Origin of the sequence: Blattabacterium punctulatus (assembly GCF_003226695.1) — a bacterium.
GTDB classification, from domain to species: Bacteria; Bacteroidota; Bacteroidia; order Flavobacteriales; family Blattabacteriaceae; genus Blattabacterium; species Blattabacterium punctulatus.
In genome coordinates this window covers 160,579-176,344 of record NZ_CP029808.1, presented here as the reverse complement: position 1 = coordinate 176,344, position 15,766 = coordinate 160,579, and the positions used below count along the sequence as shown (strand labels likewise).

12 protein-coding genes and 5 tRNA genes are annotated in these 15,766 nt (G+C 25.4%); 1 reads left to right on the top strand and 16 read right to left on the bottom strand.

What is annotated here, in order from left to right:
- Positions 1-27 precede the first annotated feature (27 nt).
- From rpoB to ileS, 16 genes are all read right to left on the bottom strand, one after another.
- A complete protein-coding gene (gene rpoB / locus DM780_RS00860; protein WP_110548943.1) occupies positions 28-3,837 on the bottom strand; it encodes a DNA-directed RNA polymerase subunit beta in 3,810 nt (1,269 codons plus the stop codon).
- Positions 3,838-3,898: 61 nt separating this feature from the next.
- Positions 3,899-4,276 carry a 50S ribosomal protein L7/L12 gene (rplL, locus tag DM780_RS00855; protein WP_110548605.1) on the bottom strand — a complete coding sequence of 126 codons (378 nt, stop codon included), beginning with the start codon at positions 4,274-4,276 and terminating at the stop codon, positions 3,899-3,901.
- 58 nt (positions 4,277-4,334) lie between these two features.
- Positions 4,335-4,856, bottom strand: a complete 522-nt coding sequence (gene rplJ / locus DM780_RS00850) for a 50S ribosomal protein L10 (protein ID WP_110548604.1) — start codon at positions 4,854-4,856, stop codon at positions 4,335-4,337.
- Positions 4,853-5,554 carry a 50S ribosomal protein L1 gene (gene rplA, locus DM780_RS00845; protein ID WP_110548603.1) on the bottom strand — a complete coding sequence of 234 codons (702 nt, stop codon included), beginning with the start codon at positions 5,552-5,554 and terminating at the stop codon, positions 4,853-4,855. The genes rplJ and rplA overlap by 4 nt, the downstream gene beginning before the upstream one ends.
- 20 nt (positions 5,555-5,574) lie before the next feature.
- Entirely contained in the window at positions 5,575-6,006 is a 432-nt protein-coding gene (gene rplK, locus DM780_RS00840) for a 50S ribosomal protein L11 (RefSeq protein ID WP_110548602.1), read from the bottom strand.
- A gap of 12 nt (positions 6,007-6,018) precedes the next feature.
- On the bottom strand, positions 6,019-6,567 hold the full coding sequence (gene nusG / locus DM780_RS00835) for a transcription termination/antitermination protein NusG (protein WP_110548601.1): 549 nt from the start codon (positions 6,565-6,567) through the stop codon (positions 6,019-6,021).
- Positions 6,568-6,585: 18 nt separating this feature from the next.
- Positions 6,586-6,771, bottom strand: a complete 186-nt coding sequence (locus DM780_RS00830) for a preprotein translocase subunit SecE (RefSeq protein WP_014246108.1) — start codon at positions 6,769-6,771, stop codon at positions 6,586-6,588.
- 33 nt (positions 6,772-6,804) lie between these two features.
- Positions 6,805-6,877, bottom strand: a tRNA-Trp gene (locus DM780_RS00825).
- A gap of 23 nt (positions 6,878-6,900) precedes the next feature.
- Positions 6,901-8,088: an elongation factor Tu gene (gene tuf, locus DM780_RS00820; RefSeq protein ID WP_110548600.1), complete on the bottom strand. Its 1,188-nt coding sequence runs from the start codon at positions 8,086-8,088 to the stop codon at positions 6,901-6,903.
- 51 nt (positions 8,089-8,139) lie between these two features.
- Positions 8,140-8,211, bottom strand: a tRNA-Thr gene (locus tag DM780_RS00815).
- A gap of 15 nt (positions 8,212-8,226) precedes the next feature.
- Positions 8,227-8,303 (bottom strand) — tRNA-Gly (locus DM780_RS00810).
- Between the two features lie 30 nt (positions 8,304-8,333).
- A tRNA-Tyr gene (locus DM780_RS00805) sits at positions 8,334-8,417 on the bottom strand.
- Between the two features lie 14 nt (positions 8,418-8,431).
- A tRNA-Thr gene (locus DM780_RS00800) sits at positions 8,432-8,505 on the bottom strand.
- A 79-nt stretch (positions 8,506-8,584) separates the two neighbouring features.
- Positions 8,585-9,223: a lipoprotein signal peptidase gene (locus DM780_RS00795; RefSeq protein ID WP_110548599.1), complete on the bottom strand. Its 639-nt coding sequence runs from the start codon at positions 9,221-9,223 to the stop codon at positions 8,585-8,587.
- 12 nt (positions 9,224-9,235) lie between these two features.
- Complete coding sequence (locus tag DM780_RS00790) at positions 9,236-9,631, bottom strand: TraR/DksA family transcriptional regulator (protein WP_110548598.1); 396 nt, start codon at positions 9,629-9,631, stop codon at positions 9,236-9,238.
- A gap of 2 nt (positions 9,632-9,633) precedes the next feature.
- Entirely contained in the window at positions 9,634-13,080 is a 3,447-nt protein-coding gene (ileS, locus tag DM780_RS00785; RefSeq protein WP_110548597.1) for an isoleucine--tRNA ligase, read from the bottom strand.
- Between the two features lie 97 nt (positions 13,081-13,177).
- Between ileS and mutS the strand changes: the two genes are divergently transcribed.
- Positions 13,178-15,715, top strand: a complete 2,538-nt coding sequence (gene mutS / locus DM780_RS00780) for a DNA mismatch repair protein MutS (protein ID WP_110548596.1) — start codon at positions 13,178-13,180, stop codon at positions 15,713-15,715.
- Positions 15,716-15,766 lie beyond the last annotated feature (51 nt).

Below are 15,766 nucleotides of genomic sequence, written 5' to 3'. Positions count from 1 at the left end.
AGTCAAAAACAATACAATAATAAATTGTCACTCTTCTAAATTAATATCCAAACCTAATCCTTTTAATTCATAGCATAAAACATTAAAAGACTCTGGATTATTTGGTTCTGGAATTGAATCTCCTTTAACGATCGATTCATAAGTTTTAGCTCTTCCTATTACATCATCTGATTTTACAGTTAATATTTCACGTAAAATATTAGATGCCCCAAAAGCTTCTAAAGCCCAAACTTCCATTTCTCCAAAACGTTGACCTCCAAATTGAGCTTTTCCTCCTAAAGGTTGTTGAGTTATAAGTGAATAAGGACCTATAGAACGAGCATGCATTTTATCATCTACCATATGACCTAATTTTAACATATATATAATACCAACTGTTGCAGGTTGATCAAATCTTTCCCCTGTCCCTCCATCAAATAAATAAGTAGTTCCAAAATTTGGGAGACCCGCTTTTTTTGTATATTCTGTTATTTTTTCTATACTAGCTCCATCAAATATAGGGGTAGAAAATTTAATACCTAATTTATATCCTGCCCAACCTAATACTGTTTCATATATTTGGCCAATATTCATTCTAGACGGAACTCCTAATGGATTTAGGACAATATCTACTGGACTTCCATCTTCTAAAAATGGCATATCTTCTTCACGAAGAATACGTGCTACAACTCCTTTATTACCATGTCTACCAGCCATTTTATCTCCTACTTTTAATTTTCTTTTTTTTGCAATATAAACTTTAGCCATTTTAATAATTCCAGAAGGTAATTCATCTCCAATAGTAATAGAAAATTTTTTATGTTTCATAATACTATTTAAATCGTTAAATGATATTTTATAATTATGCAATATTTCTGATATAATATTATTAATTTCTATATCAAAAGTCCAATTATCTGGAGATATATTTATATAATCAGATATACTATTTAATAATTTTAGACTAAATTTGGTACCTTTTTCTATAAATTTCTCTTTTTTTTCATCTAAAAAAATTTTTTTAGAAACTTTTCCATGTAAAACAGTATATAATTTTTTTAAAAAATTATTTTTTAAATCTAAAAATTTTTTATCGTATTCTTTTTCTAGACAATCTATTTTTATTTTATCTTGAGCTCTAGATTTTTTATCTTTTATACTTCTAGTAAATAATTTTGTATCAATTACAATACCAAATAAAGAAGGTTCAGCCCTTAAAGAAGCATCTTTTACATTTCCAGCTTTATCTCCAAAAATAGCTCTTAATAATTTTTCCTCTGGTGTTGGATCAGATTCTCCTTTTGGAGTTATTTTTCCAATAAGAATATCTCCAGGTTTAACTTCAGCTCCAACACGAATAATTCCATTTTCATCCAAATCTTTAGTAGCTTCCTCACTAACATTTGGAATATCATTTGTTAATTCTTCCATCCCTAATTTTGTATCCCGTACATCTAAAGAATATTCATCTATATGTATTGATGTGAACCAATCTTCACTAACTACTTTTTCTGAAATTAGTACAGCATCTTCAAAATTATATCCATTGCAAGGAATAAAAGCCGCTCTCAAATTTCTTCCTAATGCTAATTCTCCATTTTCAGTCGCATATCCTTCACATAAAATTTCCCCTTTTACTATTCTCATTCCTTTTTTAACAATAGGTTTTAAAGTAATACATGTATTTTGATTTGTTTTTCTAAATTTTATCAAATCATAAACTTTAATTTCGGAATTAAAGCTTACTAATTTTTCTTTTTCCGTTTGATCATAACGAATAATTATTTTTCTTGCATCAATATATTCTACTATTCCATTTTTTTCTGCATTAATTAAAATTCTAGAATCTCTGGCAATTTGTTTTTCCAATCCAGTTCCAACAATAGGTGATTCAGGATTTAATAATGGAACGGCTTGACGCATCATATTAGATCCCATAAGTGCTCTATTAGCATCATCATGTTCCAAAAAAGGAATTAAAGAAGCTGAAATAGAAGCTATTTGATTAGGTGCTACATCTATATAATCTACTTGTTTTGATTTTACTATTGGAAAATCCCCATCTTTACGAGCAATAATTCGGTCAGATATAAAATTTCCATATTTATCTATAGAATTAGCTTGTGCAATTACTTTACCTTCTTCTTCTTCTGCACTTAAATATTTAATTTTAGATTTTAAATTTACTTTTCCATTATTGGTAAATCTATAAGGAGTTTCTACAAATCCCATATTATTAATTTTTGCAAAAACAGAAAGAGAAGAAATTAAACCAATATTAGGACCTTCTGGAGTTTCAATTGGACATAATCTTCCATAATGAGAATAATTTACATCTCTGACCTCAAATCCTGCTCTTTCTCTAGATAATCCTCCTGGACCTAAAGCTGATAATCTTCTTTTATGAGTTATTTCAGATAATGGATTTGTTTGATCCATAAATTGAGATAATTGGTTAGTTCCAAAAAAAACATTTATAACGGAAGATAATGTTTTAGAATTAATTAAATCTATAGGCATAAAAACTTCATTATCTCGAACATTCATTCTTTCTCTAATAGTTCTAGCCATCCTAGATAATCCAATACTAAATTGAGTATAAAGTTGTTCTCCGACAGTTTTTACACGTCTATTAGATAGATGATCGATATCATCGACTTCTTTTTTAGAATTAAACAATGCATTCAAATGTTCAACTATAGCAATAATATCTTCTTTAGTTAAAACTAAATAATTGGGATCTATATCTAAACTAAGACGTTTATTTAAACGATATCTTCCTACAGGTCCTAAACTATATCTAGAATCTGAAAAAAAAAGTTTATCTATAATTCCCCTAGCAGTTTCTTCATCAGGTGGTTCAGTATTTCTAAGTTGTCTATATATATATTCTACAGCTTCTTTTTCAGAATTAGTAGGATCTTTTTGCAAAGTATTGTAAATAATAGAATAATCTTTTTTTTTTCCTCCTTCTTTATGCAAAAGAATTGTTTTTATTTCATGTTGAATAATGAGATCTATATGCTCTTGTTTTATAATAATATCTCTATCTATTAAAATTTCATTTTTTTCTATGGATACTACTTCACCTGTATCTTCATCTACAAAATCTTCATGCCATATTTTTAATATTCTAGCAGCAATAGTTCTATCTAAAATATTCTGATTATTTTCTATTATTTTAACTTCTTCCGCAAGATTAAATATTTCTAATATATCTTTATCTCTTTCATATCCAATAGCACGAAGTAAAGTCGTCATTGGTAATTTTTTCTTTCTATCAATATACGCATACATAATATTATTGATATCTGTAGCAAATTCAATCCAAGATCCTTTAAAAGGAATAATTCTTGCAGAATATAATTTAGTCCCATTTGCATGATGTGACTGACCAAAAAAAACTCCTGGTGAACGATGTAATTGAGATACAATAACCCGTTCTGATCCATTAAAAATAAAAGATCCAGAAGGAGTCATATATGGATAAGTACCTAAATATACATCTTGATATACAGTTTCAAAATCCTCATGTTCAGGATCTGTACAATATAATTTTAATTTAGCTTTTAAAGGAACACTATAAGTTAATCCTCTTTCTATACACTCTTCTATAGAATATCTAGGAGAATCTATGGAATAGCCTTTAAATTCTAAAACAAAGGAATTTCTTGCATCTGAAATTGGAAAATTTTCGGTAAAAGCTTTAAATAAACCTTCATTTTTTCTATTTTCTGGTTTTGTATCAAGTTGAAAAAAATCTTTAAATGATTTTATTTGAATATCCAATAAATCAGGATATTCTACTTGTTTTTTTACTGATGCAAAAGTAATCCTTTCTGCTGATTTTTCTGAAATTTTTTCTATATTTACCAAATTTTAAAGTAATTTAAACTTTTCTAAAAAAAAAAATAACCTATCATTTTAATTCTACTTCAGCTCCTATATCTTCAAGTCTTTTCTTTAAATTTTCTGCTTCTTTCTTATCAATAGACTCTTGAAGAATATTTGGAACATTATCTACTAATTCTTTGGATTCTTTAAGTCCTTTACCAGTAATTTCTTTAACTAATTTTACTACAGATAATTTAGAATTACCTGGGGATTTTAATATTAAATTGAAAATATTTTTTTCTTCTTTTTCTGAATCTTTTTCTTTATTTTTAGGAATATCCATAGATGTTCCTAAAAAAGGATTAGACGGTTCGATACCATATTTTTTTTTTAAAAAAGTTGCTAATTCATTAACTTCTTTTACAGTAAGATTAACTAATTTTTCTGCTAGCTTTTCTATCATTGTATTATTTTTATTTTTTTTTATAGAAATAAATTATTATAGAATCATTATCATCATATCATAATGATAATGATTCTATAATTTTAAATATTTTATATTCACCTAATTTTAAAGAAAAAAGGATTTTTTCAATTGGACATTGAAGAAGATTTAAAATATCAATTATAAGATCTTTTTTAGATTTAATATTCATTAATATATCTAAATCTTTATTTCCAAAATAAAAAGATTTTTCTACATATGCAGCTTTTAAATAAGGTTTTTCAATTTTTTCTTTAAAATGAAATTTTTTTATAATTTTTGATGGTAATCCTACTAAATTAGATGATAAAATCGAGGTATTACCATTTAAAATAGGGAAAAAAGAATCTAATTTTTTATTTTTAATTTTTTCTAAAGCTTTTTTCAATAAAGTATTTTTTACTACTCTCATTTGAATAAAAAATTTATTAAAATTCTTTCTAAGAATAGAAATTTGATTAGAATTTAAATCGGAAATATCAATTAAATATATCGTTTCATTATCAGATAATATAGAAATTAATTTTAATAATTCTTTTCTTTTTTTTTCTTTATTCATTTTTTTAAAAAACTTTTTGAATCTAATAATATACTAGGACTCATGGTCGTAGATAAATAAATTTTTTTTATATAAAATACTTTAGAAGAAGATGGTTTATTTCGGATAACCTCGTTTATAAAAATTTTAAAATTATTCAATAAATATTTAGTTGAAAAAGAGACTCTTCCAATAGAAGAATGAATAATACCATAACGATCTGCTTTAAATATGATCTTTCCAGATTTAATTTCTTTAATAGATTTTCCTGGATTTGTAGATACTGTATTTAGTTTAGGATTTGGCATTAACCCTCTTGGACCTAATATTTTTCCTAAAGTTCCTAATTGATTCATAACAGATGGAATAGCTACTATTACATCTATATCATCAATCCATCCAGACTTAATTTTTTCTATATATTCTAATCCTACATAATCTGCTCCAGCTTCTTTAGATTCCAATTCTTTATCTTTAGTTACTAAAGCTAAAACACATACATTTTTTCCTATACCATGTGGTAATAGTACAGTTCCTCGTACTATTTGATTTGATAAACGTGAATCTAACCCTAGACGAATAGAAATATCTATCGATTCATCAAATTTAGAAAAAGAAATTTTTTTAATAAGAGTAAAAGCTTCTTCTAAAGAATATTTATTATTCTTATCTATTTTTCCTAAAATTATTTTTCTATTTTTAGTTAATTTTTTTGACATAAAAAAATAAGAATATACTTTTATTTTTTATAAATTTCGATTCCCATAGAACGTGCAGTTCCACATACCATGGATATAGCTGATTCAATTGAATAACAATTCAAATCTTCCATTTTATTTTTTGCAATCATTTTGATTTGATTTAAACTTATTTTTCCAATTTTAGAACGATTTGGTTCCTTAGACCCTTTTTCTACTTTAATTATATTGAGTAACTGAATAGATATTGGAGGTTTTTTAATTATAAAAGAAAAAGATTTATCCTCATAAATAGTAATAATTACTGGGCATATTTCCCCCTTTTTTTCCTTAGTTTTTAAATTATATTTTTTACAAAATTCCATTATATTTACCCCAGAACTTCCTAAAATAGGACCAATAGGTGGTGATGGATTTGCATTTCCACCATTGATTTTTTGTATTTTTATTTTTTTAACTATTTTTTTACCCATTTTTACTTTTAACTAAATTTTTTCTATTTGTGTAAAATTTAATTCTAAAGGAGTTTTTCTTCCAAAAATTAAAACTGCTAATTCTAATTTTCGTTTTTCTTCATTAATTTTTTCAATAGTTCCATTAAAACCACTAAAAGGACCATCTATGACTTTTATAGTTTCACCAATTATAAATGAAATACTAATATTTTCATAATTTTCGGATAATTGATCCATTTTTCCCAACATTTTATTTACCTCTTCTTTTCGCATAGGAATAGCAGATCCTCCTTTTCCATCACTTAAAAAATTAATAACACCTGGAACATTCTTAATTGCGTGAACAGTTTCTACTTCAAGATTTGTTTCTATCATGACATATCCTGGATAATAAACTTTTTCCCTATGAATTTTTTTCCCTCTTCTCATTTGTATAACTTTTTCAATAGGAACTAAAACCTGACCTATACATTCTTGAAATCCATTATTTATTATTTCATTTTCAATATACAATTTTACCTTATTTTCTTGCCCACTAATAGTTTTTAAAACATACCATTTTCTTTCTAAATTACTCATCTAACTTTTATATTTTATTTATAAGGAAAACAATTTTTTAATAAAAAAAATAAATAGACCATCTACACCATATAAAAATATGGATAAAAATATAGAAAAAAACGATACTATTAATGTAGTAATTTGTAAATTTATCCACTTAGGCCATGTAATACAATAAAAAAATTCATCGTAAATTCCCCAAAAATAATTTTTTTTTTTCATAATTATATACGATAATATCTCTATACGATTATGCACGGATGGTAAGGTTCGAACTTACGACCTTCGGTTTTGGAGACCGATGCTCTACCAGCTAAGCTACATCCGTTTTATTTTTTTAAAAAAAAATGATTAATCCATAAGTTGAATAACTTTACCAGCACCAACTGTTTTACCACCTTCACGAATAGCAAAACGCAAGTTTTCACTTAAAGCAACCGGTTGATGTAAACTAACTTCCATAGAAATATTATCTCCCGGCATTACCATTTCTATACCTCCTAATAAATGTATTTCTCCCGTTACATCAGTTGTTCTTAAATAAAATTGAGGACGATATTTTTCATGAAAAGGAGTATGCCTACCTCCTTCTTCTTTCGTCAGAATATAAACTTCGGCTTTAAATTTTTTATGAGGTTTGATAGAGCCGGGTTTTCCAATGACCATTCCACGTTTGATATCTTTTTTTTCTATTCCACGCAATAATAAACCTACATTATCTCCAGCTTGTCCACGATCTAATATTTTACGAAACATTTCCACTCCTGTTACTGTAGATGATAATTGTTTTTCCCAAAATCCTATAATATCTACTAAATCTCCTGTATTTATAATTCCAGTTTCAATACGACCTGTAGCTACGGTACCTCTTCCCGTTATAGTAAATACATCTTCTATAGGCATTAAAAATGGTTTATCCATTTCACGAACTGGTTCTGGAATATATTCATCCAAAATATTCATAAGTTCTTGAATTTTTTTAATCCATTTTTCTTTTCCATTTAAAGCTCCTAAAGCTGATCCTTGTACAATAGGAATATTTTCACCATCATACTCATATTTGGAGAGTAATTCACGGATCTCCATTTCTACTAATTCTAATAATTCTGGATCATCTACTTGATCGACTTTGTTCATGAAAACAATTATCTTAGGAACACCAACTTGACGTGCCAATAAAATATGTTCTCTTGTTTGAGGCATTGGTCCATCCGTTGCAGCAACCACTAAAATTGCACCATCCATTTGAGCAGCTCCCGTAATCATATTTTTAACATAATCTGCATGTCCAGGACAATCTACATGAGCATAATGTCGATTTTTTGTTTCATATTCTACATGAGAAGTATTGATAGTAATTCCTCTAGCTTTCTCTTCTGGAGCATTATCAATTGCATCAAAACTTTTTTCTTCTGCAAGTCCCATTTTTGATAATACTTTTGTAATGGCTGCTGTTAAAGTGGTTTTTCCATGATCTACGTGACCTGTAGTCCCTATATTTAAATGTGGTTTGTCACGTTTAAATTTTTCTTTTGCCATGATAAATAATAATTTCTAACAATTTTAATAATTTTCAAAAAATTTAAAAAAAGCCAATGGCGGGATTTGAACCCGTGACCTCTTCCTTACCAAGGAAGTGCTCTACCTCTGAGCTACATTGGCCATAATAATCATAATTGGAGCGGAAGACGGGATTCGAACCCGTGACATTCAACTTGGAAGGATGATGCTCTAACCAACTGAGCTACTTCCGCTTTTTTTTTATACGATTACTATATAAAAAATGGGGAGAGCAGGATTCGAACCTGCGAAGGCTGAGCCAACAGATTTACAGTCTGTCCTCGTTAACCAAACTTGAGTATCTCCCCAAAAAAAAAAAAAAAGCCGGAGGAGGGATTCGAACCCACGACACCGAGATTACAAATCACGTGCTCTGACCATCTGAGCTACACCGGCTGTTTGGTTTCGTTTAAAACAATTTTCTACCAATAATGAAAATCAGGTAGGTACAAATCTATGGAGATTTTTATAATTATCAAAAAATCTTTACATGTTTAATTTTTTTTTTAAAAATTAACAATAAAATAATTCCAATAGATATTATAAAATCAGAAAAATTAAAAACGGGTTTAAAAAATTGAAAATTATATCCTCCAAAAAATGGAGTCCAATAAGGAATATAAATATCAAAAATAGGAAAATAAAACATGTCAACTACACATCCTTTCATCAAGGAAGCATACCCACCATTCCAAGGGAATATATTTGAAATTCCAGAATAAGAAATCCATTTATGAGATTCTTGATTATAAATGGTTCCTGTATCAAATAATAATCCATATAAAAAACTATCTAAAAGATTACCGATAGCTCCTGAAAGGATAAAAATAGTTGGAATAATTAAATAATTTGAAGATTTCTTCTTTATATTTTTATAAAGAAAAAAAAATATGAATAAAACTACAATAAAACGAAAAAAACTTAAAAGAATTTTTCCAAAATATCCAGGCGCAATAGAAATACCATAAGCCATTCCAGGATTTTCCACAAAAAAAATCCAAAAAAATGAAAATATTGGAACTCCTTTTCCTAGTTCAAAGTGAGTTTTTATATAAATTTTTAAAATCTGATCTATTAGAAGAATAGGAAAAATACTTAAAAATATTTTTTTCAAAAAATTAAAAATTTACTTTCTTTGATTTTCTACCTGTCTCTTTCCTTCAATACTTAAAGTAGTATGTGGAACTGCCATAAGACGTGCTTTAGGTATCAGTTTTTTTGTAATACGACAAATTCCGTAATCTTTATTTTCAACTCTAATCAAAGCAGAATTTAAACTTTGTATAAAGTTTTTCAAATGTTCCAAAATTTGAGCATTTTGTTCTTTACTAAGTGTTTCAGATCCTTCTTCAAAAGCTTTAAATGTAGGATAAGTATCGTCTGTACCATTATTTTGATCATTATCCAAATTTTCTTTAAGAATTGACAAATCTTTTTTTACCTTTTCTAATTTTTTAAGTATAATTTTACGAAATTCTTTTCTTTCTTCCATCGAATATCTTTGTTTTTCTTGCTCTTTCATTTTTATGTATTTTCGATTTTTCGAATTAGTATATATATTGGATTTTTTTCAAAATCGATTCTTACGCCTTTTTTTTCTATATTTTTTTCTAAAAAAATATCTACTGCAAGAGTCTCTTTACAAAGAAATTTTTTATTTTTATGTATAATAGATTGTATTCTTTGAATAGCATTTATATATATAAATATTTTTTCAATAACCTGATAGTTACACTTTTTTCTTAATTCTTGTATATATCTAATTAACTCTCTTATAACACCTTCTTCCCAAAGAGAATTCGTAATATGTAAATCTAAAGCTATTGTAAGTTCATTATCAAATATGACAGACCAATTTTTAATAAATTCGGTAGTAATTTTGACATCTTTTAAGAATAATATAAATTTTTCTCCTTGAATAAAAAAAATATATTTTTTTTTATATTCGATTTCTTTAATTTTATCCTGAGTAAATTTTTTAATTATTTCCGATATGATCGGAGTTTTATTTCCAAATCTAGAACCGATGGATTTATAGTTTGGTTGAATATATTTAACTGATTCTAAATCATTATAAGATTCCATAAATTCAATATTTTTTACATTTATTTCTTGTTTAAGAATTTCAGATATTTTTTTCAATTCAAAACGTATTTTTTCATCTCGAATTAAAATGAGTAATTTTTTCAAAGGTTGACGAATTTTTATTCCATTTTTTTTTCTTATAGAAAAACTCATAGTAGTAATCCTTTGAACTAAAAGCATTCTTTTTTCTAATTCTTTATTTACAAATGATAAATCATAGATCGGAAAATTAGTAAAATGAATACTTTCAAAAGTTTCTCTTTTTGTGATTGAGTTTAGGTCAAAATATAATTTTTCCGAAAAAAATGGAGCAATAGGAGATAATAATTTAGAAATTGTAACTAAACATTTATAAAGTAATTGATATGCTACAATTTTATTATTGGTATATTCTTCTTTCCAAAATCTTCTACGACATAGTCTTATATACCAATTACTTAATTGGTCTAATACAAAAAATGAAATAATACGAGAAACTTTAGTAGGATTATAATCTTTATAAGATTCATCTACTTTTTGAATCATTGTATTTAATTCGGAAAGTAACCAAAGATCTAATTCAGTATAACTTTTTAAAGAACAGTCTTTTTCTTTATAGGAAAATCCATCTATATTAGCATATAAAACAAAAAAAGAATAAACATTATAAAGTGTTCTAAAAAATTTATTAATTCCTATATCAATTCCTTTTATATCAAATTTTAAATTATCCCAAGGTTCAGAATTAAATATAATATACCAACGTATTGCATCAGCCCCATAATTTTCTATTAATTCAAAAGGATTGATAGTATTTCCTTTACTTTTAGACATTTTATTTCCTTTTTTATCTAATACTAAACCAGTAGATAGAACATTTTTATATGCTATAGAATTAAATAATAAGGAACTAATAGTATGTAATGTGAAAAACCATCCTCTTGTTTGGTCAATCCCTTCCGCAATAAAATCTGAAGGAAAAAATTGATATTCATCAATATATTTTTTATTTTCAAAAGGATAATGAAATTGAGCATATGGCATAGCTCCAGAATCGAACCATACATCTATTAAATCCGATTCTCTTTTCATTGGGGCTCCTTTACGAGAAACCAATATAATTTTATCTAAAAAATGTTTATGCAAATCTATTTTTTCATAATTTTCATCTCTCATATCATCCGGAATAAAATTTTCTAATATATTGTATGACATGAACTTATATTTAATAGATTTTTGAATTTCTAAAAATAATTCTTTAATAGATCCTATAACTAATTCTTCCTTTCCATCTTTTGTTCTCCAAATTGGTAAAGGGGTCCCCCAATATCTAGAACGTGATAAATTCCAATCTCTTATATTTTTCAACCAAGTATCAAAACGTTTTTTTCCTATAAATTTAGGAATCCAATTAATTTCTTTATTTAAAGAAATTAATTTTTCTCTTATTTTTGTTGTTTTTATGAACCATGAATATAAAGGATAATAAAGAATAGGTTTTTCAGTTCTCCAACAATGTGGATAAAAATGTGTATACATTTCTACTTTGAAAAGTTTTTTTTCTTTTTCAAGAAAGGAAACTATTTCATGATCTACAGAAACTGATTTTGTATTTATATTAGTATTAAAATCATTTTTAACATATTTTCCACTAAATCCATGAGGATAACTATTTAAAAATTTTCCTTGCATATCTACTAAAGGAATAGGAATATTTTTTTCATTTAAAATTAACATAGATGGAATGTTATTTTTTTTAGCTATTTTTAAATCATCTATTCCAAATGTAGGAGCTATATGAATAATTCCAGTACCTTCATTTTCATTAACATAACCATCCCCATCTATTATTTGAAAAGCATTTTTTTCTTCTTGATAAGGTTTAAACCAAGGTAATAATTGTTCATATCTACTTTTAAAAAGATCTTTACCTTTGAATTTATATGCTATAAAATAAGGAATTTTATTTTTATTTTCAATTTTTGATCGATCAAATTCATAATTATTTGATACGGAATAAAATCTATTTGGTAATAATATTTTATAAATTAATTTTTCAGCTAAAATAATGTTCTCTTTTAAAAAATTATAAGGACAATAAGTTTTTACTAAAACATAATCTATATTCGATCCAATAGCTAATGCAGTATTTGATGGGAGTGTCCAAGGAGTAGTAGTCCAAGATATTAAATATATATCTCCTAAAAATTTTTGAATTTCTTTTGGTAAAGTACTTTTTATCGCTTTGAATTTTAAAGTAGGAGTTATTTGTTTTACTTTTTTATAGGTCCCTGGCATATTTAATTCATGATAACTTAATCCGGTACCTGCTGCTGGAGAATAAGGTTGTATAGTATAACCTTTATAAATAATTTTTTTTTTATATAATTTTTTTATCAACCACCATACGCTTTCTATATATTTGGTTTTATATGTTATAAATGAATTTTTAAGATCTATCCAATATCCTATTTTATTTGTAAATTCTATCCATTTTTTCATTGATTTTTTTACAAAATATTTACAAATATTATTATACTTTTCTATACTTATATTTTTTCCGATATCATTTTTAGTAATTCCTATTTTTTTTTCTACATTAAGTTCTATAGGTAATCCATGAGTATCCCATCCAGCTTTTCTAATTACTATCTTCCCTTTAAGAGTATGATATCTACAAAATATATCCTTTATAGTTCTAGATACTGTATGATGGATCCCAGGACTTCCATTTAAAGAAGGAGGACCTTCATATAAAATATGATAAGAAGATCTATCCTTTTTATTAATATTTTTTCTAAATTGAAAACTTTTTTGAATAATTTTATTTTTTTCCCAATATTGAGTTATTTCTTTAGAAATACTTTTGAGATTTAATTTTTTATATTCTTTAAATTTTTTTAACATAATAAATTCATATTCAAAAAAAAAGGTTTTTATTTCCTTAATTAAACTTTTTATATTATAAAAAAATCCCCTACTTTATTTTTAAATACTATTAGGTATGAATAAAGACCAAAATACTTTAATAAAGCAAGAAAAAACTCCATTAATTAAGCAATATAATGATATAAAATCTAAATATCCAGATGCAATATTACTATTTCAAGTAGGAGATTTCTATGAAACTTTCGGAGAAGATGCTATAAAATGTTCTAAAATATTAAATATTGTTTTAACTAATAGATCTAGTAAAAAAAAACATTCTATTATTCATTTAGCTGGGTTTCCTTATCACTCTTTAAATGTTTATTTACCAAAATTAATACGATCAGGACATCGTGTAGCTATTTGTGATCAACTAGAAATACCAAAAAAAGGAAAAAATATTGTAAAAAGAGGAGTTATAGAATTAGTTACACCAGGAATATCGATAGACGAAAATATATTAAAAACCAAATCAAATAATTTTTTAGCTTCTATCCATATAGAAAAAAAAAAATTGGGTATAAGTTTTTTAGATGTTTCTACAGGAGATTTTTTTATAGCGGAAGATAATCAAGAAAGTATATTACAATATTTAGAACATTTTAATCCAAGTGAAGTTCTTTTTCAGAAAAAAGAAAAAATTTTTTTTGAAAAATTTCTAAAAGACAAATATTATACTTTTTTAATAGAAGATTGGATGTTTAATTATTCATTTTCATATGAAAAATTGATATCTCATTTTCAAACAAACTCTTTAAAAGGTTTTGGAATAGATAATTTAAAACTGGGGATTACTGCTTCCGGTGTTATATTAAACTATTTATACGATACCCAACATTATAAAATAAAACATATTTCTAATATAAAAAGAATAAAAAAAGAAGAACATATGTGGATTGATGATTTTACATTTAAAAATTTGGAAATATTTCGTTGTTTGGATAAAAAAGGGGTATCCTTAATTGATATTATAGATAAAACTATAACTCCTATGGGAGGTAGATTATTAAAACATTGGATACATTTTCCTTTAACAAATATTATTCATATACAAAAACGTTATGAAATAGTAGAATTTTTTTTTTCAAATATTTCTATTCGTTCATTTATTCAAAAAAAACTTAAAGAAATTTATGATATAGAACGAATAATTTCTAAAATGACTATTGGAAAAATTTCTCCACATGAAATAATTAGATTACATCAATCTTTAACAGCTATAGTTCAAATCCAAAAGAAAATTTTTTCAAAGAAAAAATATAAAACTTTTTTAGAAATTGGAAATTCATTTCAAAATTGCAATATAATATCCCAAAAAATTCTGGATACAATAGATCCCAATACACCATATCATATAGAAAAAGGAAATGTAATAGCAAAAGGTTTTTCTAAAGAATTGGATAAAATTCGTAATTTATATTTTTCTAAAAAAGAATACTTGGAAAAACTATGTAATAGTGAAAAATTAAATACTGGAATTCATAATTTAAAAATTGGATATAACAATATTTTTGGATATTTTTTAGAAGTTAAAAAAACAAAAAAATACAATATACCATCTCATTGGATACAAAAACAAACATTAACTAATTCCGAAAGATACACAACTGAAGAATTAAAAAATTATGAGTTACAAATTTTAAATTCCGAACAAAAAATACTTTCTCTCGAAAAAAAAATTTTTTATGATCTAATTAATAAAATTTTAAAATATATAATTCCTTTACAAAAAAATGCAAAAATAATTGCGGAATTGGATGTATTATGTTCCTTTTCACTTTCTGCATTAGAAAATTATTATGTAAAACCAGAAATAAATCATTCGTTTAGATTATGTATAAAAAAAGGAAGGCATCCAGTTATTGAAAGGCAGTTTATTTCAACAACATCATATATCCCTAATGATGTAATTTTAAATAAAAAAAATCAACAAATTATTATAATAACTGGGCCAAATATGTCAGGAAAATCTGCCATTCTTCGTCAAACTGCTATTATTATATTAATGGCCCATATAGGTAGTTTTGTTCCTGCTAAATATGCAGAAATCGGATTAGTAGATAAAATATTTAGTAGAGTAGGTGCATCCGATAATATTTCTTTAGGAGAATCTACTTTTATGGTAGAAATGAATGAAATGGCAAATATATTAAACAATTTTTCTAAAAGAAGTTTTTTAATTTTAGATGAAATTGGACGAGGGACAAGTACTTATGATGGAATATCTATAGCTTGGTCTATTGTTGAATTTTTACATAAAAGTCCTTTTAGACCTCTTACCTTATTTGCAACTCATTATCATGAATTAAATAAAATAAGTTCTTTTTTTCAAAGAATTCAAAATTATCATATATCTGTAAAAAAAATTTATGAAAATATTATTTTTATGCGAAAAATGATTAAGGGGGGAAGTGAACACAGTTACGGTATTCACGTAGCAAAAATTTCAGGAATTCCTATAGAAATTATTCATAGAGCAAAGGAAATATTAAAAATTTTGGATAAAAAAAAATTTTTAGAAAAAAAAAAAATGAAAAATAATTTTTTATATAAAAAAAAATCCTTTCTTAGGTTAAGAAAAATAATGAATTTTTTTAAAAAATTTATTGGATAAATAAAAATTTAAACATATATTATATTACATTTTTTTTTATTTAAACATTAT

Bases quoted from the DNA above. Each gene is read 5' to 3' on its own strand.
- rplL (WP_110548605.1), bottom strand. From the start codon at position 4,276: ATGATAGAAAAGCTAGCAGAAAAATTAGTTAATCTTACTGTAAAAGAA.
- rplJ (WP_110548604.1), bottom strand. From the start codon at position 4,856: ATGAATAAAGAAAAAAAAAGAAAAGAATTATTAAAATTAATTTCTATA.
- rplA (WP_110548603.1), bottom strand. From the start codon at position 5,554: ATGTCAAAAAAATTAACTAAAAATAGAAAAATAATTTTAGGAAAAATA.
- rplK (WP_110548602.1), bottom strand. From the start codon at position 6,006: ATGGGTAAAAAAATAGTTAAAAAAATAAAAATACAAAAAATCAATGGT.
- nusG (WP_110548601.1), bottom strand. From the start codon at position 6,567: ATGAGTAATTTAGAAAGAAAATGGTATGTTTTAAAAACTATTAGTGGG.
- DM780_RS00830 (WP_014246108.1), bottom strand. From the start codon at position 6,771: ATGAAAAAAAAAAATTATTTTTGGGGAATTTACGATGAATTTTTTTAT.
- tuf (WP_110548600.1), bottom strand. From the start codon at position 8,088: ATGGCAAAAGAAAAATTTAAACGTGACAAACCACATTTAAATATAGGG.
- DM780_RS00790 (WP_110548598.1), bottom strand. From the start codon at position 9,631: ATGAAAGAGCAAGAAAAACAAAGATATTCGATGGAAGAAAGAAAAGAA.
- ileS (WP_110548597.1), bottom strand. From the start codon at position 13,080: ATGTTAAAAAAATTTAAAGAATATAAAAAATTAAATCTCAAAAGTATT.
- mutS (WP_110548596.1), top strand. From the start codon at position 13,178: ATGAATAAAGACCAAAATACTTTAATAAAGCAAGAAAAAACTCCATTA.